This window comes from Empedobacter sp. UBA7248 (genome assembly GCF_002472945.1).
Taxonomy (GTDB): domain Bacteria; phylum Bacteroidota; class Bacteroidia; order Flavobacteriales; family Weeksellaceae; genus Empedobacter; species Empedobacter falsenii_C.
The window spans coordinates 273-25,304 of the sequence record NZ_DKSU01000015.1; the positions used below are offsets into that span (position 1 = coordinate 273).

11 protein-coding genes are annotated in these 25,032 nt (G+C 33.4%); 3 read left to right on the forward strand and 8 right to left on the reverse strand.

All coding sequences use genetic code 11. The annotated features are described in order from the left end of the window. The 4 genes from B4A23_RS13940 to B4A23_RS13955 form a co-directional block, all read right to left on the reverse strand. The coding region (locus B4A23_RS13940) for a beta strand repeat-containing protein (RefSeq protein ID WP_291120867.1) at window positions 1–4,197 on the reverse strand (4,197 nt) is incomplete at its 3' end. A 708-nt stretch (window positions 4,198–4,905) separates the two neighbouring features. Continuing rightward, entirely contained in the window at window positions 4,906–6,150 is a 1,245-nt protein-coding gene (locus tag B4A23_RS13945; RefSeq protein WP_291120869.1) for an efflux RND transporter periplasmic adaptor subunit, read from the reverse strand. 1 nt (window position 6,151) lies between these two features. Next, entirely contained in the window at window positions 6,152–10,513 is a 4,362-nt protein-coding gene (locus tag B4A23_RS13950) for a CusA/CzcA family heavy metal efflux RND transporter (protein WP_291121043.1), read from the reverse strand. A gap of 126 nt (window positions 10,514–10,639) precedes the next feature. Then, window positions 10,640–10,951: a DUF6660 family protein gene (locus B4A23_RS13955; protein ID WP_147279967.1), complete on the reverse strand. Its 312-nt coding sequence runs from the start codon at window positions 10,949–10,951 to the stop codon at window positions 10,640–10,642. Between the two features lie 349 nt (window positions 10,952–11,300). Between B4A23_RS13955 and katG the strand changes: the two genes are divergently transcribed. Continuing rightward, on the forward strand, window positions 11,301–13,520 hold the full coding sequence (gene katG / locus B4A23_RS13960) for a catalase/peroxidase HPI (protein ID WP_286486214.1): 2,220 nt from the start codon (window positions 11,301–11,303) through the stop codon (window positions 13,518–13,520). A 78-nt stretch (window positions 13,521–13,598) separates the two neighbouring features. Here katG and B4A23_RS13965 read toward each other — a convergent pair whose 3' ends face one another. From B4A23_RS13965 to B4A23_RS13975, 3 genes are all read right to left on the reverse strand, one after another. Continuing rightward, entirely contained in the window at window positions 13,599–15,947 is a 2,349-nt protein-coding gene (locus tag B4A23_RS13965) for a BamA/TamA family outer membrane protein (RefSeq protein ID WP_291120873.1), read from the reverse strand. Then, window positions 15,944–20,992 (reverse strand): translocation/assembly module TamB domain-containing protein, encoded by a 5,049-nt coding sequence (locus B4A23_RS13970; RefSeq protein ID WP_291120875.1) that lies wholly within the window; start codon window positions 20,990–20,992, stop codon window positions 15,944–15,946. The genes B4A23_RS13965 and B4A23_RS13970 overlap by 4 nt, the downstream gene beginning before the upstream one ends. 320 nt (window positions 20,993–21,312) lie before the next feature. Next, on the reverse strand, window positions 21,313–22,350 hold the full coding sequence (locus tag B4A23_RS13975; protein WP_291120878.1) for a serine hydrolase domain-containing protein: 1,038 nt from the start codon (window positions 22,348–22,350) through the stop codon (window positions 21,313–21,315). A 139-nt stretch (window positions 22,351–22,489) separates the two neighbouring features. On the opposite strand from B4A23_RS13975, the gene B4A23_RS13980 reads away from it, so the two are divergent. Further along, complete coding sequence (locus tag B4A23_RS13980; protein WP_125349744.1) at window positions 22,490–22,816, forward strand: hypothetical protein; 327 nt, start codon at window positions 22,490–22,492, stop codon at window positions 22,814–22,816. A 40-nt stretch (window positions 22,817–22,856) separates the two neighbouring features. On the opposite strand, the gene B4A23_RS13985 is transcribed toward B4A23_RS13980, so the two are convergent. After that, on the reverse strand, window positions 22,857–23,924 hold the full coding sequence (locus B4A23_RS13985) for a patatin-like phospholipase family protein (RefSeq protein WP_286486222.1): 1,068 nt from the start codon (window positions 23,922–23,924) through the stop codon (window positions 22,857–22,859). A 78-nt stretch (window positions 23,925–24,002) separates the two neighbouring features. Between B4A23_RS13985 and B4A23_RS13990 the strand changes: the two genes are divergently transcribed. Continuing rightward, window positions 24,003–24,884, forward strand: a complete 882-nt coding sequence (locus tag B4A23_RS13990; RefSeq protein ID WP_286486224.1) for an AraC family transcriptional regulator — start codon at window positions 24,003–24,005, stop codon at window positions 24,882–24,884. The last annotated feature ends 148 nt before the right edge of the window (window positions 24,885–25,032 follow it).

Below are 25,032 nucleotides of genomic sequence, written 5' to 3' on the forward strand. Positions count from 1 at the left end.
ATCAGCAGTTACAGTTAAACTTGCTTTGTTAATTGTCAATTTATCATCTATATAAGTTAACGTATAATTACCATTTGCTACTAAACTTCCTTGATTGATTGCATATGTTCCTACATCTTCGCCTGCAACTCTTACTAAAGTACCAGTAAGAACATCTCCTACCTTATCATTATTTACTAAACCTGAAACATTATATGTTAATGTTGGATCATTCTTTCCATATACTTTACTTTGAGGATCAGCTGTTACAGTTAAATTAGCTTCAGTAACTTGAGATATTGGAATAACCACTGTTTTTGTTGTTTTTGTTCCAGCTTTTAAAGTTAAATCACCTTCAATTGAACTGTTTACAGACAAACCGTTCTTTAATCGCAAGTAAATTACTGTTGAATGTGTATTTTTTACAGTGTTGATATTTAAAGGATTAGAGAAGTTAACATCATCAGAACTAATTTCAAATTGTGATGGTGCTGTTAAAATTATAGGGTCATTTAAATTGTTACCCGTAACTGTAATACTTTTGCTTGTTGACATCGAACCATAAACTGTTGTAAAAGCAGTAAAAGAACCCGAAACAATTATTTCTGGAGCTTTAATAGTTACTGTTTCTGTAATACTACAGCCATTTGCGTCAGTAATTATCACCGAATAAATACCTGCTTTTAGATTATTCGCCGTAGAACCTTTTCCTCCCGATGGCGACCAAGAATAACTATAAGGTGCTGTACCACCACTCGCTGTTACTGTTGCATTTCCATCTAAGGCAGTAGCTGAACTCGCATTAGTAGATGTTATGGATGCAGCTAATGCTGTTGGCTCTGTAATGGTTAATGTTTGCGTTTTGGAACATAAATTTGCATCTGTTACTGTTACGGTATATGTTCCTGCTTTGAGACCGGTAGCTGTTTTTGCTGTGCCACCACTTGGTGCCCAAGAGTAAGACAATGCTCCTGTACCACCTGTTGCTGTTACTGTAGCCGAACCATTTGTTCCACCATTACAAGTTACATTGATTTGCGAGGCTGTTAAGGAAATTGCATTAGGTTCTCTAATGGTAAAATTTTCAGTTATGGAGCATCCATTATTATCTGTAACTGTACAGCTATAATTACCAACAGGAAGACCAGTAGCTGTAGAAGCAGTACCACCAAATGGTGCCCAAGAATATGTGTAAGAACCTGCTCCCCCCGATGCAACAACTGTAGCTGTTCCTGTAGAACCACCGTTACAAAGCACATCAGTTTGTGATTTTGTAGATGTTAAAGTTGTAGGCTGTGTAATCGTAAAGCTTTTTGTTGTTTGGCATGCATTAGCATCTGTTACCGTTACCGTATAAGTACCAACTGATAGACCAGTAGCTGTTGCTCCTGTACCTCCGCTTGGAGACCAAGAGTAAGTATAAGAACCTGTTCCTCCTGTTACGTTTACCGTTGCTGAGCCGTTACTTCCACCATTACAACTAACATTACTTTTCGAACCCTCAGTAGCAACTAATGCCGGTGGCTGAGTAATGGTAAAGCTTTTTGTTGTTTGGCATGCATTAGCATCTGTTATCGTGACAGTGTAAGTGTCAGCAGATAAGCCTGTTGCTGTTGCTGTTGTTTGAATTGGTACTGTATTCCAAGAGTAAGTATAACCAGGGGTGCCACCTGTTGGAGCAACAGTAGCTGTTCCATTTGCACCTCCAAAACAAGATACATTTGTTTGTCCGCCTCCTGTACTTACATTTAAAGCGGTAGGTTGAGTAATAGTAAAGCTTTTTGTTGTTGAACATGCATTAGCATCTGTTACTGTTACCGTGTAAGTTCCAGCAGATAAACCTGTTGCTGTTGCTGTTGTTTGAATTGGTACAGTATTCCAAGAGTAAGTATAACCCGGAGTGCCACCTGTAGGAGCAACAGTAGCTGTTCCATTTGCACCTCCAAAACAAGATACATTTGTTTGTCCGCCTCCTGTTGATGCATTTAAAGCTGTGATTGGCTGAGTCACTAAAATGTTAGATATTGTCTTAGAGCAGCCATGAGCATCTGTAATGGTAACAGAATATACACCAGCTATAAGCCCAGTTCTGTCTTCAGTAGTTATTCCATCATTCCATAAATAAGTATAAGGACCAACCCCTCCACTAGGAGTAAGATTTATGGCTCCTGTATTGCCTCCATTGCAGGCTACATTCGTTACCACTGTTGTCCCTCCAACTACGTTAGCAGGTTCACCAATTACAATACCACTTATTGTTTTTGTACAAGCATTTGCATCAGTAATAGTAACCGAATAGGTACCTGCTGTAAGTCCTGTCCTATCTTGAGTAGTTGGTCCATCAGCCCAATTGTAAGTGTATTCAGGTGTACCTCCAGATGGAGTAAGGTCGATAGCACCATTAGCACCGCCCTTGCAAGAAACATTAGTTGGGACAATTGTTCCTCCAAGTAGATTATTAGGCTGAGTAACTGTATAACTCAGTTCTTTTGTACATCCTTTAGAGTCAGTTATGGTTACTTTGTAAGTACCTGCAGTAAGACCAATTCGATCTTCTGTAGTTACCCCATCATTCCATAGAAAAGTATAAGGCCCTGTTCCTCCGCTTGGAGTTAAGTTTATTGCTCCTGTATTTCCTCCATTACACGTAACATGAGTTATAGTTGCTGTTGCGCTAATTGCAGTAGGCTGAGTTATAGTTAGGTTATCAATTAATTTTGTACATCCTTTTGCATCTGTAATAGTTACAGAATAAGTGCCTGTAGGAAGTCCTGTTCTATTTTGAGTAGTTACACCATCATTCCATAAGAAAGTATATGGTCCAGTTCCTCCTAATGGAGTAACATTAATTACCCCTGTACTTTCACCATTACAAAGTATATTTGTTATTATTGCTATTCCGTTAACTGCTGCTGCAGGCTGACCCACTGTAATATTGTTTATAGTGGATTTACAAGAGTTAGTGTCGGTAATTGTAACAGAATAGGTACCCGCAGTAAGATTTGTTCTGTCCTGAGTTGTTATTCCACCTCCCCAATTATAAGTATAAGATCCGCTACCGCCTGATGGTGATATATCTATTGCCCCATTATTTCCACCATAGCAGCTCACGTCAGTAATAGTAACTCCTGTTATTATAGGAGGATTTTGAGCTATAGTAAAGTTTTTTTGTATTGAAGTTCCTTCGCTATCTGTTATTGTAACAGTATAATTAGTTGAAGCTAAACCGCTGGCAGTTGCTCCAGTCCCTCCAGATGGAGACCATGAATAAGTGTAAGGTGGTTTACCTCCTGAAGGTACAACTGTAGCGGTTCCGTTATTGATGCCATTACAAGCAATTGTTTGCGATTGTGTAGCAGATAGGGCAGGATTGGTTGTAAAAGATTTGACATCTCCATAACCAGTCCCTGCGGCATTTATCGCATAGGCTCTATAATATATTGTTGTTCCTGGAGGCAGTGAAGTAACGTTTACTGTAAAAGCTCCTGTGCTATTGGTTGCAGCTACATTTGCAACTCCTAGACCATCGACTATAGGGGTTGGTGATGTTGACCAGACTATTCCTCTATTTAATATTGTTGCTCCACCATTATCATTTGATCCTCCTACTGTAACTATTTTGGCTCCTAAGTTTGATATTGTAGCATTTGTTGTTACTGTTGGGACGGTAGTTGAAACTTTTGTAAATGTAAAATTATCAATAGCAAAGTAATCGTAATTACTGCTCAATTGGATTTCTAATTGATCTATTGTTTGGTTAGAGTTGTTTGAACCTCCCTCAGTAGTAAAATCTACCATGGTAAAGCCATTTCCTGGCAAGGCAGACGACGTGCTTGCACCTGTAGTATTTCTAACAACAGTAAATACAGTGTTTCCTGCAAGTTTGCCTCTAAAAGTTATAGAACCAGGACCATTACCTAGTGTAACAGAAGGTACATAGGTAGGACTTCCAGATACAAAAAAATAAAAGCTATTTATCTTAAATGTTCCGGCGGCTGCACTAATAGCAGCTGTCTGTCCATAAGCACCAGTGGGGTCTGCAGCTTGTATGTATTGCGCAGATCCATTATAGCCGGTACCAGGAAAGTTTCCAACTGTAAATCCAAACGGTCCCGTTAAATTAAAAGTCTTTGCGTCAGACGTAAAACTTGAAGCATCTTGCACCGCACTTTCAAAAAGTTCTGTAATCGTCTGTGCCTTGACCGATCCTATCAGCAAGAACAGGATATAAAATAGTATGTAAAGTTTTCTCATATCAATATGTTTTATTACAAATCATAATATTTGAGTAGAGAGAACTTTCAAAGTTCTATAACAAATATGAGATTACCTCATTTGAGGGGGGGACATCTGAGGGGACATTTTCATAATTTCTCTAATATTCAGAAATTTTAAATCATATAATGTTGTTATTCAGGTATTTAGAAAAAAATAAGAATTATTAGGTTAATACAACAAGGGTAGTGTGTATCAAATAATAGGTATTGTAATTTCTTATTTCTATTTTCTATTAAAATTAAAATAGAACAACTGAAAAAGAATTGGTAGAGGAGAGTTTTAGTTAGGAAATAGCTTTATCAATTGTTCAACATTATAAGTAAAGGAAAATATATTCGAGAGAAAAATTGAAGTCATAACCACATAGGTAGATAGAACTGATGGAGAAAATTAAGAGTGAAATGTACAATATAAAAAGTAGAGGTTGAATTAAAACGATTGAAGTCAAGGAATTTTAATTATCTAAAAGTACCTATTTTAATTGAAAAAAATAATACACATTACAATAAAGAAGGTAAATTCTATAAGAAAAACTGAATATAAAAAAGGTGCTTATTACAATTATAAAAAAGTCCAATAAACATCTTGTTTATAGGACTTTTTATTGGCAGTTAGTTAGGGAAACAACTCAATTTATTTGAATTGTTTTTAATGTCCGTGATCGCCAGAATTACTTAATTTAGCATTAACGAAAAAGGCTCCTTTTACAACAATCTGTGCAGTTGGATCAATTTCATTTACGGTTGTAATAGCTGTGTAACCCATATCTGAAGAACCTTTTACAACCTCGATTTTTTCAAAGTTCATCAACTTTTCATTTTTATGTTCTTTGTTCTTTTCGTTCGGATCTTTACTTTCTTCGTCTGTATGCTCTTCTACTTTTTTGTTTGTTTTGACAAAGATGTAAAATTTACCATCCGCTTCTACAATTGCTTCATTGGGAACAGCAGGTGTAGAGGAATTACTTAAGCTTACGGCTCCTGTAATATTCATTCCATTTATCAATCCACTTTTATTTCCTCGTACTTTGCTATGTACTGCAATGGTTTTACTTTCATTTTCGAAAGAAGAACCAATACTGTAAACGACTGCTTCGTAACTGTTTCCTGGATTATTTGTTAATTCAAATTGAATGACTTGACCAACTTTCATTTTAGGTAAATCTTTCTCGAAAACTTGCAAATCTAAGTGAATAGAACTGTTATCAATGATTTCAGCGACAGGAGAAGAGACATCTACATAACTTCCTATTTGCGCAATAATTTTACTTACTGTTCCACTAATTGGTGCTGTAATTACCATTCCATTTCTCAAATTTGCATTGGTTACTTTAGAAGGATTAATTCCTATCATTTGCAGTTGACGAGATAAAGATGCTTTTTGAGAACGTAATGTTTTCAATTCGGCAGAAGAATTCTGAAGATTCTTTTTTGCTCCAGCATCGTTATCAAACAATTCTTTTTGTCTTCTAAATTCTTGCTCTGCATATGTAATTCGACTCAGAACAGTTAAGTATTGTTCTTGTGCAATAATAAATTCTGGATTTGAAATTGTCGCAATTACTTGTCCTTTTTTGACATATGAACCTTCCTGAATTGGCAACGTTTGTATTACTCCACCAAACATGGATGCAACACTTGCCATATTGCTATTAGGAACGTTTAAAATTCCATTTGCTTTAATCATAGCCGCTAGCTCCTTTACTTCAATTGTTCCCAGTTTTACACCAACAGCCTTCATTTGTTCTTCTGTTAGCGAAGCAATTGTTTGCGGCGCTTCTTCGTGCTCAGCTTCTTTTTCTTCTGTGGGTTGTTCCGTTTTTGTTTCTTTGGTACAACTACTTAGAAATAATATGGCTAACACGCTATAGATAATGATCTTTATTTTTTTCATTTTATTGATTGATGATAGAATTAATATTGACAATAGTTTGATTGACTTGTTGTATCGATTCAAGATATTTTAATTGAATATCCGTTGCGGTTTGCAATGCAAAAAGATATTCGACATACGAGATTTCACCAGTTTTGTAACCCAATTGAGCTGCTTTTACAATTTTCTCTGCATTTGGAATGGCTTGATTTACATAATATTCATATTGTTCCCAATCTTGCTGATATTGATTAATCGAATTATCAAGTTGAATCTTTAGCTGTTGTTTTTGAAAATTGGCTGTTTCTTGAATGGCTTGTTTATCATATTCCAATGCTTTTATTTTTGCTTTTGTAGCACCAAACGTTAATGGAATTGCTACACCAAGGTTTACTGAAGTAAAACGATCAAGGCCATTGTAATACCTTTCAACTCCATTTTTCTCTTGCATTCCAATCATCGATAAACTGTTTACACCAAGTGAAAATTCTGGTAAACCTTCGGCTTTTACGACTTCTTTGTTTCGTTCTGTAATTTCCATCTGTTGGTAAAAAGCTTTGAGAGTAGGATTACTATCAATTGTAGAACCGTCTAAAATTCCACTCAATTTTAATGGAATATAATTCGTCTCTTTGGTAATTGTAAAACTTTCTTCGGTATTCAATAATACGTTTAGATTTTTATAAGCATTTGCTAAATACACTTTGTTTTGTTTCAACAGTAGGTTGATTTCTCCTTGTTGAGTTTCTGCCATATTAATTTCGATTTTCTTAATATCACCTGCATTAAATCGAACCGAAGCAATTCGAATAAATTCTAAATAAAGTTTATTTAATTGTTCGAGTTGATCATGGTTATATTCTAAATATTCGATCTGATAGAAATAGGTTCTCACTTGTTTCAACAATTCGTTTGTTGTTACTTCTTTTTGTATCTTCTTGCTATTCACTTCTGATTCTAAAACTGCCTTTCGATGTTTAAAAATCGTTGGAAATGGAATACTTTGAGAAATGGATAAACCATAATCGAATTTTGGACTCGCATATTGCCCAAGTTGTGCTTCCACATTTAATTTTGGTAGTTCATTTGCGGTTCCTTTTAAAGCTTCACTTGATGAAATACTTTGTTCATTTGCTTTTATTAATGGATTATTTTCAATTGCAATTTGTTGAGCTTCTTGAATATTAATTGAACGAGTTTGCGCTTGAATAGATTGTCCCATTAAAAACATTCCGATTACAAGAATTGGAAGTGTATTTTTTGAATTCAATTTTATTTTCGGAAGTTTTGAATTGAATATTAAATATAACATTGGTAATACAAATAAGGTTAAAAAAGTAGCTGTGATTAATCCTCCAATGACAACTGTTGCTAAAGGTTTTTGAACCTCGGCACCTGCGCCTGTGGAAATTGCCATCGGTAAAAATCCTAACGATGCAACTGTTGCTGTCATTAATACTGGTCGTAATCGGATATTGGTTCCTTCCATTATTCGTTTTAAAATGTTTTTTTCTCCTTCTTTTTCTAATTGGTTGAATGTTCCAATTAAAACAATTCCGTTTAAAACAGCTACTCCGAACAAAGCAATAAAACCGATTCCGGCACTAATACTAAATGGCATATCGCGAATAATTAATGCAAAAACACCTCCGATTGCACTCATTGGAATTGCTGTAAAAATTAATGCAGCTTGTTTGAATGAATGAAATGTGAAATACAATAACATAAAAATTAGCAACAAGGAGATTGGTACTGCAATCATCAAACGTTGACTAGCTGCTTGTAGATTTTCGAACTGCCCTCCATAGGTGAAGTAATAGCCTGAAGGCAATTTGATTTCGTTGTCTAATTTTGTCTGAATATCTTTTACAACAGATTGTACATCGCGATCTTTTACGTTGAAACCAATTACAATTCTTCGTTTTCCTTCTTCGCGACTAATTTGTGAAGCGCCTAATTTATAACTCACATTTGCGACCTGAGAGATTGGAATTTGATTGCCAGAGCTTGTAGGAATCATTAAATTGTTAATGTCATCAATGCTTTTTCGATGCACACTATCCAATCGAACAACTAAATCAAAGCGTCGTTCATTCTCGAAAACTTGTCCAGCTGTTTTTCCAGCAAATGCTGTACTCAACATATCATTTACATCTTGAATATTTAATCCGTAATTTGCCATTCGGATTCGGTCATATTCGACATTAATCTGAGGCAAACCACTTACGCGTTCTACTTGGGGTGCTGTAACACCTTCAACAGATTGAATTGCTTTTGAGGTTTTATCTGCATAATAAGAGAGAGAATCTAAATTTTCGCCAAAAATTTTGACAGCTACATCTTGTCGAATTCCCGTCATCAATTCATTAAAACGCATTTGAATAGGTTGATTTTTTTCAAAGAAAACACCAGGAATAACCTCTAGCTTTTCCATCATTTCATCACCTAATTCTTCATAAGAAATGTTACGTTTCCATTCGTCTTTTGGTTTTAGAACCACAATCATATCTGTTGCTTCAGGAGGCATAGGGTCTGTAGGAACCTCGGCAGAACCTGTTTTACCAACGACCATTTTTACTTCATCAAATTCTTTTAAAATTCGAGAAGCTTGCATGGATGTTTCTAAACTTTGGGTTAAGGAACTTCCTTGTGGTAAAATACAGTGAAAAGCAAAATCACCTTCTTGTAATTGTGGAATAAATTCTCCTCCCATATTTCTGAATTGAATAATTGATACTGCAAAAATTGCAACTGTAATACCAACTAACCAATATTTAATTCGGATTGCTTTTTCTAATAATGGTTCATAAACTTTATGGATTTTCACCATCATTTTATCTGAAAAAGAAGCTTTGAGAGTAGGCTTTTTTGATAAAAATAAAGCACTCATCATTGGGATGTACGTTAACGAAAGAATTAATGCACCTAGAATTGCAAAACCAACTGTTTTAGCCATTGGTGTAAACATTTTTCCTTCTACACCAACCAAAGTAAGAATAGGAATGTAGACAATAAGTATGATGATTTCCCCGAATGCGGCTGAATTTCTAATTTTTGAAGCTGAAAGAAAAACCTCTTCATCCATTTCTTTTTGGGTTAATCGATGTGTTGATTTTCTAAGTCCAAGATGATGTAAAGTCGCTTCTACAATAATAACTGCCCCATCGACTATCAATCCAAAATCAATAGCTCCTAAACTCATTAAATTCGCACTTACACCAAAAACATTCATCATTCCTAATGCAAATAATAAGGATAGAGGAATGGCAGATGCAACGATTAAACCAGCTCTTAGATTGCCAAGAAAAATAACCAATACAAAGATGACAATTAATGCACCTTCGATCAGATTTTTTTCTACTGTTTTAATTGCACGATTTACTAAATTCGTTCGATCAAGGAAAGGTTCGATGACGATATCGTCTGGTAGTGATTTTTGAATTGTAGGTATTTTATCTTTAATTAGATTAACCACCTCGTTAGAATTGGCTCCTTTTAACATCATTACAACACCTCCAACAGCATCTACTTCACCATTGTATGTCATCGCTCCGTATCGTATGGCATGTCCTAGTCTTACATCAGCTACGTCTTTTATAAAAATAGGAACAGTTCCCGTCGCATTTTTTATAGGAATTAATTTTACATCATCTAGAGAAGTTACCATTCCAATTCCTCGAATAAAGTAAGCATTTGGCTTCTTATCGATGTAAGCTCCTCCTGTATTTTGATTATTTTTTTTTAAGGCATCAAAAATATCTGATACACTAATTCCCATTGCGCGCAATCTATTCGGATCTAAAGCAACTTCGTATTCCTTTAATTCTCCACCAAAACTATTGATCTCAGCAACACCTGGTGTTCCGTTTAATTGTCTACGAACAATCCAATCTTGCATTTCGCGCAATTGTTTTGAATTGTATTTTTTCTCACTTCCTTTTTTAGGATGTAAAATATATTGATAGACTTCTCCAAGACCGGTACTCACAGGTGATAATTCGGGAATACCAACACCTTGCGGAATGTCTTCTTGTGCTTCTTTTAATTTTTCGTTGACTAATTGACGTGCAAAATAAATGTCAACATCTTCTTTAAACACTACCGTAATCACAGATAAACCAAAACGAGAAATACTTCTTGTTTCCTCGATATCAGGAATATTCGCAATACTTTGTTCAATTGGAAAAGTGACCAATTGTTCTACTTCTTGACCAGCTAGAGTAGGGCTGACCGTAATAATTTGGACTTGATTATTAGTGATATCTGGTACCGCATCTATTGGCAATTTTGTTGCACTCCATACGCCCCAGATAATCCATAAACCAGTCATAATTCCAATAACAATCTTGTTTTGGATACTAAATTTTATGATTTTATCTAACACAGATAATTTGATTAATTGCATTAACATTACCCACTTATTATCAAAATAAATGAGCACAGAAAAGTGTTGACTTCAATTTTAAATTAATTGAAATCAATGTGTAGACGAAAAAGAGAAATCGTCTCGTTAAGCAATATTTATTTTAGGAGGTTGCCAGATATCGGCATACAATTGGTTTTGAATTGTATTCTTTTTGAATTGTATTTTCTTTGAAGTATTTGGTTCAAATACTTTCGGAGTTTTTAGTAATCGTGTGAATTTTATCGAAGAAATTGTAATTTGACAACAGTTGCACGCACACAAAGGACTACATTTATCTTTATGATTAGGTGTTTCATTTTCACTATGCACCATAGAGGTTAGTGCTCCATTACTATTTGTATCCTGACAAGGAATAAATGATAGAACATTAACATATAAAGCGATTATGAAAATCATAAATTTCATTGTTACAAATGTATAAACATTTTTTTGACTATAATAATTTTAAGATGTTAAGATATATTGAAAATTAAGATTGAGAATTTCTATGTCTTAAGAATTATTTGAGATGTAGTTTCATGTTGATACAAATATAAACTTAAAAGCTAGTCGATTCTCGAAATCTCTTTACTCATTAAAAATAAACGAATCAATTTTTATAATATAATTAATAACTATTTAATTTACATTCTATATAAAATAAATTGATTGATTGATAAAACAATTTGATTTTTAATTGATAAGACAAATTACTATATTTATGATATTTACAAAACAAAAGTATTAAACATAAAAAATAATATTCATGGAGAATCAAGGAGGTGATATTTCAAAATGCCCTTTCCACAATGGTACAATGTCAAAACCAGTTGCAGGAGAAGGAACACAAAATCAAGATTGGTGGCCAAATCAATTAAAAGTTGATATTTTACGTCAACATTCAAACAAATCAAACCCAATGGGGGAAGATTTTAATTATGCAGAAGAATTTAAAAAATTAGATCTAGAAGCGGTTAAAGCTGATTTAAAAGCTTTGATGACTGATTCTCAAGATTGGTGGCCAGCAGATTTTGGGCATTATGGTCCATTTTTCATTCGTATGGCATGGCATAGTGCGGGTACATACCGTGTGCAAGATGGTCGTGGTGGAGCAGGTGAAGGACAGCAACGTTTTGCTCCGCTTAACTCATGGCCAGACAATGTGTCATTGGACAAAGCGCGTCGTTTAATTTGGCCTATCAAACAAAAATATGGTAATAAAATTTCGTGGGCAGATTTAATTATCCTAACAGGAAATGTGGCATTAGAGTCAATGGGATTCAAAACTTTAGGTTTTGCTGGTGGTCGTGCTGATGTTTGGGAACCAAATATGGATGTATATTGGGGTTCTGAAAAAATATGGTTAGAAGAAAGTGGTGGTGCAAATAGCCGTTATTCTGGCGATCGCGATTTAGAAAATCCGTTGGCTGCGGTACAAATGGGATTAATTTACGTGAATCCAGAAGGTCCAGATGGTAATCCAGATCCTTTGGCTTCTGCTCGTGATATTCGTGATACGTTTGCGCGTATGGCGATGAATGATGAAGAGACATTGGCATTGATTGCTGGTGGTCATACTTTCGGAAAAACACATGGTGCGGCTTCGGCTGATCATGTAGGACCAGATCCTGAAGCTTCTGATTTGGAAATGCAAGGTTTGGGTTGGAAAAATTCGTATGGAACAGGAAATGCAGGGGATACAATTACATCTGGTATTGAAGTAACTTGGACGAGTAAACCAACAGAATGGTCAAATTTATTCTTAAGTTATTTATTTGGTTTCGAATGGGAATTAACAAAATCTCCTGCAGGTGCTCATCAATGGGTAGCAAAAGATGTAGGCGAAATTATTCCACATGCACATGATGCTTCAAAAAAATTAAGACCAACGATGTTAACTTCGGATATTGCGTTACGTATGGATCCAGCTTATGAAAAAATTGGTCGTCGTTTCTTAGAACATCCAGAAGAATTTGAAGATGCTTTCCGTAAAGCGTGGTTTAAATTGACGCACCGTGATATGGGACCACTTTCTCGTTATTTGGGTGCAGATGTACCGAAAGAAGTATTCACTTGGCAAGATCCAATTCCAGCAGTTACACATGAATTAATTGACGAGGCTGATATCGCTGATTTGAAAGCTAAAATTTTAGCTTCAGGATTATCTGTTTCAGAGTTGGTTTCTACAGCTTGGGCTTCGGCTTCGTCTTTCCGTGGATCGGATAAACGTGGAGGAGCAAATGGTGCGCGTATTCGTTTGGAACCAATGAAAAATTGGGAAGGGAATAATCCAGTTCAATTGAATAAAGTCTTAACAGCTTTAGAAAATATTCAACAAGAATTTAATTCAGCGAATTCCTCAAAACAAGTTTCGATTGCCGATTTAATTGTCTTAGGAGGAAATGCAGCAATTGAAAAAGCAGCAAAAGATGCTGGAAAAACAATTACAGTTCCGTTTGCAGCAGGTCGTGGAGATGCAACGCAAGAGGAAACAGAAGTTGAATCTGTAGCGTACTTAGAAACAATTGCAGATGGTGTTAAAAACTACCGCAAAAATACAAGAAGATCTGTTTCGACAGAAGAATTGGTGATTGATAAAGCACAATTGTTAACGTTGACTGCACCAGAATTGACAGTTTTAGTTGGTGGAATGCGTGCGATGAATGCGAATTATGATGGTTCTAAACATGGTATTTTCACTGATCGTCCAGGTCAATTGACAAATGATTTCTTTGTGAATTTATTGGATATGGGTACTGTTTGGAAAGCGACAGATGAAACGAAAGAAATCTATATGGGATCTGATCGTAAAACTGGAGCACCAAAATGGACAGGAACTCGTGCGGATTTAGTATTCGGTTCAAATTCTGAATTACGTGCCGTAGCAGAAGTTTATGCTCAAGCTGATGCTCAAGATAAATTTGTAAATGATTTCGTGGCAGCTTGGAATAAAGTGATGAATGCAGATCGTTTTGATTTGAAATAAAGACACACATCATTAAATAAAAAAATGAGCGTCCATTGTGACGCTCATTTTTTTTTAAATTTTTGCTTTACGCTTTGTTTAGAACGGATATCCAATCGCGATATTTAAAATCAAGTTGTCTTTTCGCCATGCTTTGTCTCCAAAATCTATTTTATCAAAAGTCCAGCGGTCATTCTTTTCGTAATAAGGAACTCGAAGTGGAGTTGCTAAATCTAATCTTAATACTAAAATATTAAAATCAAGACGTAATCCTAAACCAGCTCCAACTGCTATTTCGCTCATAAAATCTTTTGAGAATTTCGCACCTGGACGTGTTTCATCTTCGTTGATTAACCAAATGTTTCCTGCATCAACAAATAACGCAAGGTTAAGAAAACTGAATAATTTCTGTCTAAATTCTGCATTTAGTTCCAATTTAATATCACCTGATTGATCAAAAAAGAAATTTGCATTTTGATTGCGTGGATCATAACTTCCTGGCCCTAATGTTCGTGCTCTAAATGCACGAATACTATTACTTCCTCCTACAAAAAATTGTTTTGAATAAGGAACAAATTCAGAGTTTCCATATGGATAGGCTATTCCTCCAATGAATCGTGTGGCTATTGATGATTTTTCTGAAAATTTGTGATAAAAACGGAAGTCATGTTCCATTTTTGCATATTGACTAAATGGTATTTTGAAAATTTCTTTTTCCTTGTCTTTTTTCGCATTCGCACCTGTTATTAATCCTGTTAAATTTCCAGCTAAATCAACTAAACCTCGGTAATAAAATGTACTTTTTCGAGGTAACATTGTTGTGGTATACGTATACGAATACTGTGGTCCAAAAATTAATTGTTTGTCGACAACGCGTTTCAAACTTGGGTTGATGATATTTCCAATTGAATCGTAAATCTTGCTGTTGTATTCATCTGTCACTTTTTCTGGAAACAATAAAGTTGCACTAAAAATCTTTAAATTATGTTCTTTTTGCGCATTCTCTTTCCAAACGTAACCAAAAGAAGTATTGAAATTATGAAGCGTATATAATCTCGATCTGTTTTGATATTCGTAACCAATCTCAATATTGGTTCTCGGTACAAATGCACTTGATGAATGAAATTTGAAAGGCGCTACAATTCTTGGAATTGAAAGTTGCGTATTAAAACCAGCTCTAAAAATATTATTCGCATCTTTTTGTCCGCCCAATTGCATGTCAAATGCTCCATATAAAGCCATTTTTAGTTGTTCTGCACCTTTAAAAATATTACGATGTGTCCAGTTTAAATTTAACTCTCCACCACCATAATTCGCTGAGTTTGTTCGTCCTAAAACTTCTAATCTCAACGACTGAAATTCGCGTGGTGTTAAAGTATAATACACATCAAATTTATGATTAACTGAATCAGAAATCACGAAATCATTTTTCACAAATTTGAATACACCCAAATTAATTAATCGATTTAAAGTTAAATTATGATCTGCTCGGTTGTAAATATCTCCTGTTTTAAAATATAACGCGCGGTCAAAAACTTTCGGTTTGAAAATCTTTTTAGAATCGACCATGTAAAATCCATTTTGCTCATATTTCGCTAACGAATCGTTGTTCATGGGCATTTTATAGATTCCTTTTCGCGCTTCGCGAATGTTGTAATCTGGGAAAACGATTACTTTGTCAATACTATATTGTTGTTTGGCTTGCTCTGGTGTCTTATCTTTTAACTTTACAAAAAGTTCAACATCTTGCTTATTCGTAACTGTACTATCCGCTTGGACAATGATGTTATCGGGATGAAAATAATAGTAACCATTTTCTTTCAGACGTGCATCTATTCGTTCTCGTTCAGCTTTGATCACATCCAAATCGAAAGGTTGCTTATCTTTCAGTAAGGTATTTGCTTGCGTTTTTTTAATTTCTTTGTTGACCGCTAAAGTGGTATCTTTTGGGAAATTAACTTGGTTGATGTAATAACGTTTGCGCGGTTGTAAGACATAATGCACTTCCGCTTTTTTGTTTTTACTTATTGTGTCACCTTGTGCTTTGGCATTGAAATAACCTTTGTTTTCAGAATAATTAACTAAAATATCTTTATTGAATTCGATGTCTACATCTCCCAATAAAACAGGTTTTTCACCCACTTTATATTTTAACCAATATTTCAGTCCTTTTTGCTTTTTAGGTTCGCTGGTGATGTTGTAAATGTACAAACGTGGACGAAGTCCAAAAAAACTTGAATTAGGTTTTGGAATGATATTTTTTTCGAGATTATCTTTTAGTTCAGCTTTGTCGGTTTTGCTTAACGAGTCGCCTTTTATTGTTAATTTAGAACCTGTGTAAAGCATTTCACCATCTTTTAGAAAACGTGTATTGCTACAAGAAGAAATACCTAAAATAGAAATTGAACAAGTTATAAATTTGATATAGGTTAAAACTGATTTTTTCATGGTTTCACTTCTTGATTTTGTGTATTTCTATTTGCTCTGTTCGTTCTATTTTTTCTTCTTTTCTCGAAAATTTCTTTGAATTTATTATAATCTAATGTGATGATAAATCCAACACCTGTTTCTACAATTTGTCCTTGTAAAGCGACTTGGTATTCATCTTTTCGATAAGCTCTCAACATGTATCGACCATCACGCGATAAACTATAATCAATTGTGATATCGCCTGCAATATTGGTCATGTTTTCATTTTCTCGTGCATCACCATCTAAACCAAAATTACTTCCAACCGAAACTTTCAATCGGTCGTTTAGCAATCGTTTGCTTACTGCAACATTCAGATCAGTACGAGTATTTTTAGATCCCGAAGAGTAATCATCTTGCGTATCTAATCCCAAATCGATATCAATTCCTTGGATTAAATTATCCGCCAAATTATTCAACTGTTGCGACAAAATATTACTTACACTTTGTAACGCCATTGTTTCTGCAGAAACACTTGTTTTACTTTCGAACGGATTCTCTCCAATAAAACGATTCAGCAACAATAATGCAAACACTTGTTTGTTCATTTCGGCTTCATCATTTTTCAACTGATCCAATTTCGATTGTGTATTTTCAATCACCGCAGTTGCAATGGATGGATTGTCTTTTTCCATTGAAATATTGAATTTAATATCAGGTTTTAATAATTCACCTTTTAAAATTAACTCGGTATTGAACGGAATTCGTTGTTTGTACATGTTCATTTCAGAAGAAGAATATCCCGAAATTTGTTGTTCTACTAAATCAATAGGAGCGGCTTTAGTTTTGTAAATTGCCATGATATCTAAATTGGCTGTAGTTGGCTCGCTAGTCCATGTAATGGTACTTCCTTTTTGGATATCAAAACGACGTTTCAATAAACTTACCGAAAGTTCATAAGCACCTTTTTCTACTTGATAAACGCCAACCAAAGTCATTTTCCCTGAAGGATCCATTCCGCCCGTCAACTCAGCTTCCCCTTGTATTTCAACGAAATCTCCGTTTGCTTTGTCGATGATAATAGAAGTTTTGGCTTCTTTGCTAATTTCAATATTGACACTTACATCCAAACCTTTTATTTTAGATTCGGCTTTTAATTCATCTGTTTTAATTGTTTCTTGAAGCGCTACTTGATCTTGATCGATGAACTCGACAATTCCTTCGCGCTCTTGTAAAGAAGGTGAGGATTGAGGTAAAACAAATGTAAAATTTGTATCATCAGTCACGGTTAAGCTTCCATTTACTTTCGGTAAATCTAAGTCACCTTTTATCGTCAAGTTTGCATTAACCGCTAACTTTCCGTACATAATCGCATCGTTCGATTTTTCTGAATTTACGACATTGAAATCTCGTGCATTTGCTGTTAAATTGAAGGCGAAGTCACGGTAAGTTTCCGTTAATATTTCTCCTCTTATCGTTAATGAATTGCCATCGTTGTCATTAATTTTGAATTTATTGAACTCAATTCCTTTGTTCGTGAAATCAATCGCGTCATCAATTTTTCTGAAATTACTTCCCGTTTCAGCAATCGTTAAACCAACTTGATTAAATTTAACTTGACCTAAAATACTCGGCTTATCCATTGTTCCAGCGATTTTTAGATTTCCAGAAATATAACCTTCTGTGTCTTTGATTTGATTCATTGTAAATCCTTGCACCGATTTCATTTCTAATCGATTGATATCTAAAGCTAAATCAAACGCACTTTCTTTGGTGTTATAATCTCCAAAAATCTTCATGTTGTTACTGTTTCCATCTAAGGTAATGTCAGCGTTAATCATAGTTGGAGAAGTGTTTTTTACTTTTGCTATAATATTTCCAATAGGATTTCCGAAAGCTTTTAAATCTGAAATGGTCAAATCAGCATTGAATGTCATTTCTTTGTTTAAATCTCTAATTTGAGCTGTTCCGTTGATTGTTCCTTCGGCAGGTAAATCATCTTTTTTAATGATTTCTGCAATGGTTTCAATTTTGAAATCTTTGATAGTAATATTCAGTGGACTTGTTCCTTTTTCTGATTCAGATTGCAATAAAATTTGACTTCCATTGTTCATCAAACTGAAATTATGCGCGACAATTCCGTCTTTTCTCAACTGAATTAAATTTCCTTCCCCAACTTGCCATTGATCGTAGTTTAAAACCAATCCATTCGGATTTAAACTAATTTCCGTGATGTCGTTTAGTGTTTTTAGATTTCCTGCCACCAAAAATTGCGTCGCATCTTTCGCATCCTTTGTCGAAACATTATAATTGATGACATTATTTGTAATATCACCATTCAAATCAATTTTTTGCAATTGAAAACTCTCGCTTTTTAACGCATCCACATTTAACGAATACAACAAGGCTTCATTTTGGTTGGATAGTTTTAAAACTCCGTTATTAATTGTATTTGTTCCGTACGTTAAATTTGGGATTTTTCCATCAACATTGATTTGTTTTGAATCTGCATCATAAGTTGCGCCAAGTGTTATGGTTTCGAAATTTTTCAAATCGGGAACAAATCTTCGAATCAACTCATCATCTTTAATTTTTGCATTCAAAGTAAAGAATTGATGAGGTTCTATTTTTTCTTCTTTATTCGGTTTCTGAAATTCATAATATTGGTTAATAGTTGAAGTTAGCGAACCAAAAATTTGTGTCAATTTAAATTTTCCTTTCATATCCAAATCAGCCAATTGCGAAGTCAAATTAATACGATTAGAATCAGCAGTTGAAGTTGTAATTAAGCTCACTTCTTGCATTGGAAAAACATCTTTTGTATTGGATAATGCAAAGTTTTTCAGGTACAAAGAACCATTTAAATAATCTGGATTTAAATCAGCAAAATTGGCATCAATTTCTCCTGCAACAATCATCGGTTCGTTGTAAAAACCAAGTTTTTGAACATCTAATTTGACAATATTTCCGTTCAATTTTACATCAGATAAATCCTTTTTGTACACACCAGAAGCAGTCAAATTAAGATTCGCGTTTGGATCTTTTGAGAAAATATGTGCATCAAATACTCCATGATTCACTTTTGCATCGAGTGTAATATTTTGATAAGTATATTTATTGTAATAAGCTGATGAAACGGTTCCTGAAAGTTTTGTAACCATTTTTTTTGGGTTGAAACTTGTTCCAATAGCATTAATTTTTCCTGTAATTTTACCTAAATCTTTGTTGCTAATAAGCGTTCCTACATCCAAATTCTGTACATCTGCTTTGACATTATATTTCTCTGCATCCTTTTTTTGCATGTCCACAATTGCATCAATTTTAGCACTTCCCAACGTAGAATTTATTGCCAATTGTGTATTGATGATTTCAGTTGTTCCTTTCGCTTTTCCTTTGACAGAAAGCTTTGAAGGAATTCTAATGTTATTTGGAATAGTATTTTTCGGGATTAAATTGTAAATCGTTTTAGATGATGTCGAGAAGTTTTTTATGTTCAAATCATAAAATAAATTCTTCGGATTCATCGCATTTTTCACTCTTCCAGAAGCCGAAAGTTGCAAGTCATCCAAACCAGAAACTTGGAGATTATTAATCAATAAATCGTTTAGTTTTCCTTTTACATTGGTGTTAACACTCAAAATGGCGTTTGGATATTTATCGAAAGGCGTCGTATTTCTAAGCGTTGGAGCAAGATTTAGAATATCTGCAAAACCAATTTTTGAGTTTTTGATATTTGCATTCACCAAAATATTTTCTGGATGAGAAGTTAACTCATTAATCGTGTTGTAACGCAAAATAACTTCGTCACGAAGAACAGTTCTTGGTGTTTGTAAATAAAGGTTTTTCAGATACGCTTGTGTATCTGCGTACAAGAAATCTGTTGTTAATTTCTGAATATTCAATCCTCTTGATTCCTTTATTTTTGCACTTTTTACTTGTCCAGCAAATGTGTTATTTTTCATTTCAAAATCGCGTAAATCAAGATTTAATTTAGAAAAATCCAAATGATTAAAATCCATTCCTTGAGCCGTTCGACGTTCTGCAGTATTGTTGTATTTTACTTTTACATTTTCTAATTTCGTTTCGTTCAAAACCAAATTTATTGGGGTTGAAGAAGTAGATGAAGAGGAAGTAGAATTGTTCGAAGAAAGGAATAAATTCGCTTCGATATCTGCGTCTTTCAACAAAATATTTTCGATATCGAAAATAGAATTTTCAAGGTCAAGTTTATTGACTTTCGTTTCAAATTCGTTTAGGTTAATTTTGGCGAAAGTTTTCGAATTTTCGTCACCATAATTAACTTTGATATCATTCAAATTAATCTTATTCAACCCAATTTGTAATGGAGTTTGTTTTGCATTTGGATCAATTTTATCAACATTATTTTCTTTGATTTTATTAACCATTTTTTGATTAAAATCAACCAACAAACCATTCACCAAAATATCATCAACCGCATAAGAATTTTGTTGTAAATCAAGTTTTTTAACTTGTGTTTTGAAATCTTTGAATTTTACTTTTGCAAACATTCCAGAAATATCATCGCCATAATCGATATCAAAATTGGTTAAATTAATTCCGTTCAATTCAATTTTCATAGGCTTTTGATCATTCAAAGAATCTACTTTTTCTTCTACTTTTTTCGCAACTTCTTTTACAATATCTTGTTTCAATTTTAGCTTTAAACCATCTAAATTGATATCGCCAATTCCATACGAGTTTTGCTCTAAATCGAATTTTTTGACACGCGTATCAAACGAATTTAGATTAACTTTGATGTTATTTGCCGCTTGCTGATCATTGAACGAAACATTAATATCATTCAGTTTTATTTTATCTAACGAAATGATAAATGGCTTTGAAGGACTTTCGTCTTTTTCGTCTGTTGCAAAAGCATTGATAATATAATCGAAATTGAATTTCCCATCTGGTTTACGGATAACATTGGCATGAACGCCACTCAAATCAATAGATTTTATATCTGCTTTACTTTTGGTCAATTGCCAAATATCTAAACCAACGTCAAACTTTTTGACCGATAAAAGCGTGTCGACATCTTGTCCTTGTAAGTATAGATTTTCCATCACCAAACTATTTGGAAAATCGACATAAACACGATCTAATTGTACTTTTGTATGTATTTTATTTTCGAGGTAATTAACTAATTTATTTTTTACAAAATTTTGTACAGTAGGAAACTGTAAACTAAAAATTGCAATTGTTAATAACAAAATTATTGACAATATAGAAATTGAAAAATATTTGAGTATTTTCTTTAAGTTGAATTTCAATTGGTTAGATTTTATTCGTTTTGGATCGTGATTATATAACAATTTTCCTACAAGGATAATACCAAAAATATTGTTTTATAATTACTTAATAAATGTTTTGAAGATAAATATTTTTACCTAACTAAATTGCTTTCGAGTAAACTATTTTTGAATTGTTTTTCGTAGAAATAATAATCTTCCGAAGTATTTGGCATTATATTTTGCAAGACAACTAAACTAACTTTTGATTTCGGGAAATAGATATTTATCGCAGAAAAACCATCTCCTAATCCCGTATGTCCAATGTAATTGATGTTGTTTTCGGTTATATTTCTGATGTTATAGGCATAACCTTGCGGTATTTTCCCAAAAACATCGTGTTGCGAAAGAGTAGAAGGTGTGATCAAAAGTTGATATGTTTCGGGTTGTAGAATTTTACCATTGTGTAATAAATTATTCCATTTTACTAAATCATTCGCAGTAGAAATTATTCCATCCGCAGGTAAATCTTCTTCTGTAATCATTGTTTGATAATTGGGAACAAGCGAATCATTTCGGTAAAAGTATCCTTGTACTAATTGATGCTTTTCGGTATTGGAATAAACAAAAGTTTCATACAAACCAATTTCTTTGAACAAATTTGTAGCCAATTCTCGGAATGTTTTATTGGTAACATTAGTCAAGATTTTGCCTAAAAGTACATTCGAATAATTTCCATATTTGAACTCTGTTCCAGGTTTGAACAACAAAGGTTTTGTTATATCTTGGATTCCATGTGTATGATTAAGCAATTGATGTACAGTAACAGAATCTGCCCACGATTGAGTGATTTCTGGTAAATATGTTTTAATCAATTTTTGCAAATTGATATTCCCTTTTTCGACTTCTTTTAAAATTAAAACTGACGTAAACAATTTTGAATTTGACATAATTTCAAATTGATTTGACTTATTTAGTGCAATTTTCTCTTCAAAATTCTTAAATCCGTGTACTTTTTCATAAATCGTTTTACCATTTTTGGAAACGATCACAACTCCATTAAAAGGAAATGAATGTTTTGAAATGATAATTTTTTCGAAGTCGAGTTTTAATTGTGCGTTTTTTTGCGCGAAAATTGGTTGACAAATAAGGCAAATTAATCCTAAAGTCAAGATTTTTAGAAGAGTTTTCATTTTTGTGTTTTGGTTGATGTAAAAGTAAAATATAATCTGTTTTGAAATTGATAATATTTTAAAATTCTCTTAAAACTTTTTAATTTTCATTGGTAAAACAAATATTCTTTTATTAAATTTGAGTCAAACAATTGAAGCTATGAGAAGAATTTTTTTTGAAAAAGATAGCCACAAAGACTACTTATTTGTTATAATTGATCACGAAAGAGAATTGGATCAAATTTATAAAGTGGATAATTTTACTGACGAAACTGGACGCGAATATGTGTACACCTTGATTGGAGAACGCAAAAAACTGAATGCAGATTTGTTAAAACCGCATGTTGTTGCGCTAGAGAATGGAAGTTATACAAATTACAATGGAGAGGGAATTGTAACAGATTGTCACGCTTGTTTAGAAAGTATTGTGGATAATAGAGGATTGAATCGAGAACAGGAAATATTTGTTTATGTTCGAAATAAATAGAAAATAGAAAAGGCTTTGAAATTTTACTCAAAGCCTTTTTTTATGAGATTTCAACTTGATTGAAAATTAATTTTTGAACAACTTCATCCAAATGCTCTTTGTGTTTTGCTACATAATCATTGGCAACATCCAATAACGTTTTAATATTGCTGTTGGAAACATTTCCTAAATCCAATGCAGATTCTGGAATTTCAGGATTAAATCGATAATAATTTTGTTGGTATTTTGGTTTCAATAAAGCGAACATGCTTCTCATTTCCTGATCGACCATATCAACGCCGGTTGAAATAAAAATGTCTACCAAAGGATCTACCCATTTAGATTTTGAAATTCCTGTTAAATGTTCGTGTTTATAAGATTTTGCACGCGAACCATTTCCGATAGAAATGATAATAAATTCTTGTAAAGGTGCTGTTCCGTTATACTTTAATTCATCTTTGAAGTATTTATTGAAATTTATTTTTTGCGTTTCGATAAAACCAACAAAAGTCGGATTGTTTGCAAAAACACCACCATCAATACAACTAAATTCTTGATCAGCGAATGATTTTATTTTCGCAGGTTCAAAATAAGTTGGCGCAGCTGATGAAGCACGACAAATATCTTTTACATAAAAATTTCGGAAAGGAGAAATTCCATCAATTGAATTGAAAATTTTTGGTTTTTGATGCTCAGTATCATAAGAAACTATTGCGCAAGGACGAATCAAATCTTTTAACTCTGCCTCTCCAAAAACAATTTTTAATTGCTCTTCCAATACAAGCGTTGGTAAATTATCTTTCAGCACACTCAACGGATTATTGAGAATTGTCCAGAATGTTTTTGAGAAAATATTTTTCCCTTCGCCTAAATAAATATTCAAAGCATCTGTAATCGAGTGTTTTGCTCTTTTTGGATTTTCGGTAGAAGGAGATAATAACAAAGAAGCGATTAAAGCACCAGTACTTGTACCTGCAATAAAATCGACATAATCGCCTATTTTAGCATTTTCGTCATGAATTTCCTTTAATTTATCTTCGATGTATTTTAAAATGACACACGATATAATTCCTCTAATTCCTCCGCCATCCAAAGAAAGTAAGACAATTTTTTTCTCTTTAAATTCCATTTTTGATGTTCTATTGTTTAAAGTTAAACTTTTCCTTTCAAATATTCTTTATTTTTACACTTGATAATTTGTTTCAAAATGACCAAAAAACTTTTCCCAACATACGATATCTGTAACCTGAATACCGAAAAAAATAGTAATGAGTTGTTTTCCATCGATCGTTTTAGAGGTTATGTTGATAGTAATCCACATTTACAGGAAGTTCACAGTCATAATTATTACCATTTGGTCTATTTTACAGAAGGTAGCGGCGAACATTTGATCGATTTTGAGAAGTTTGAGGCTAAATCTGGGACAATGTATTTTATGAAACCTGGACAAGTACACCAATGGTATTTTAAGGAAAAATATGATGGGTTTGTCGTGAATTTTTCTGATAATTTTTTCGATTGGATTGGAATTAATTCTTCTATTTTACAAAAATTTAGATTTTTACAATCTATTTTGGTGAAAGATCATGTGGTTGAAATTTCGCCAGATGTACAAGAAAAAATTTCAAGTTATTTTGAGGAAATGATAAATGAAAATCAAGAAAATAATCAATTCTCGAATTTAAAAATTGGTTTTCATTTGATGAATTTATTTATTGATATTGAACGAAGTTTGGAAGCTGTAAAAATTAAAACAAGTGATTATCAATCAGTGTTGCTGAATAATTTTCAGTCGCTTATCGATCAAAATTTCAAGACCAAAAAATTACCGAAAGAATATGCCGAATTGTTGTACATTACGCCTAATCATTTAAATGCGCTTTGCAAAGATGTGTTAGCTACTTCGGCAGGTGAATTAATAAGAAGTCGCATTGTTTTAGAAGCAAAACGATTACTTGTTAATAAAGAGATTTCTGTTACTGAAATTGCTTATTTACTCAATTTTCAGGATGCTTCTTATTTTGTAAAATTCTTCAAAAAATATACTGAGTTTACGCCAGAACAATTCAGAAAACAATATTATTCGTAATTATTTGCTGCATTTTATAACATGATTAAACAGTGTATTTTAATTAAATGATATCCTTCCTCCTTCTCTCTCCAAAAAATTCCAAACTTCTTCAAAAAATATTTTTACAAGAAGTTAAATGTTAACTATTTGGCTTGATTTAATTAAA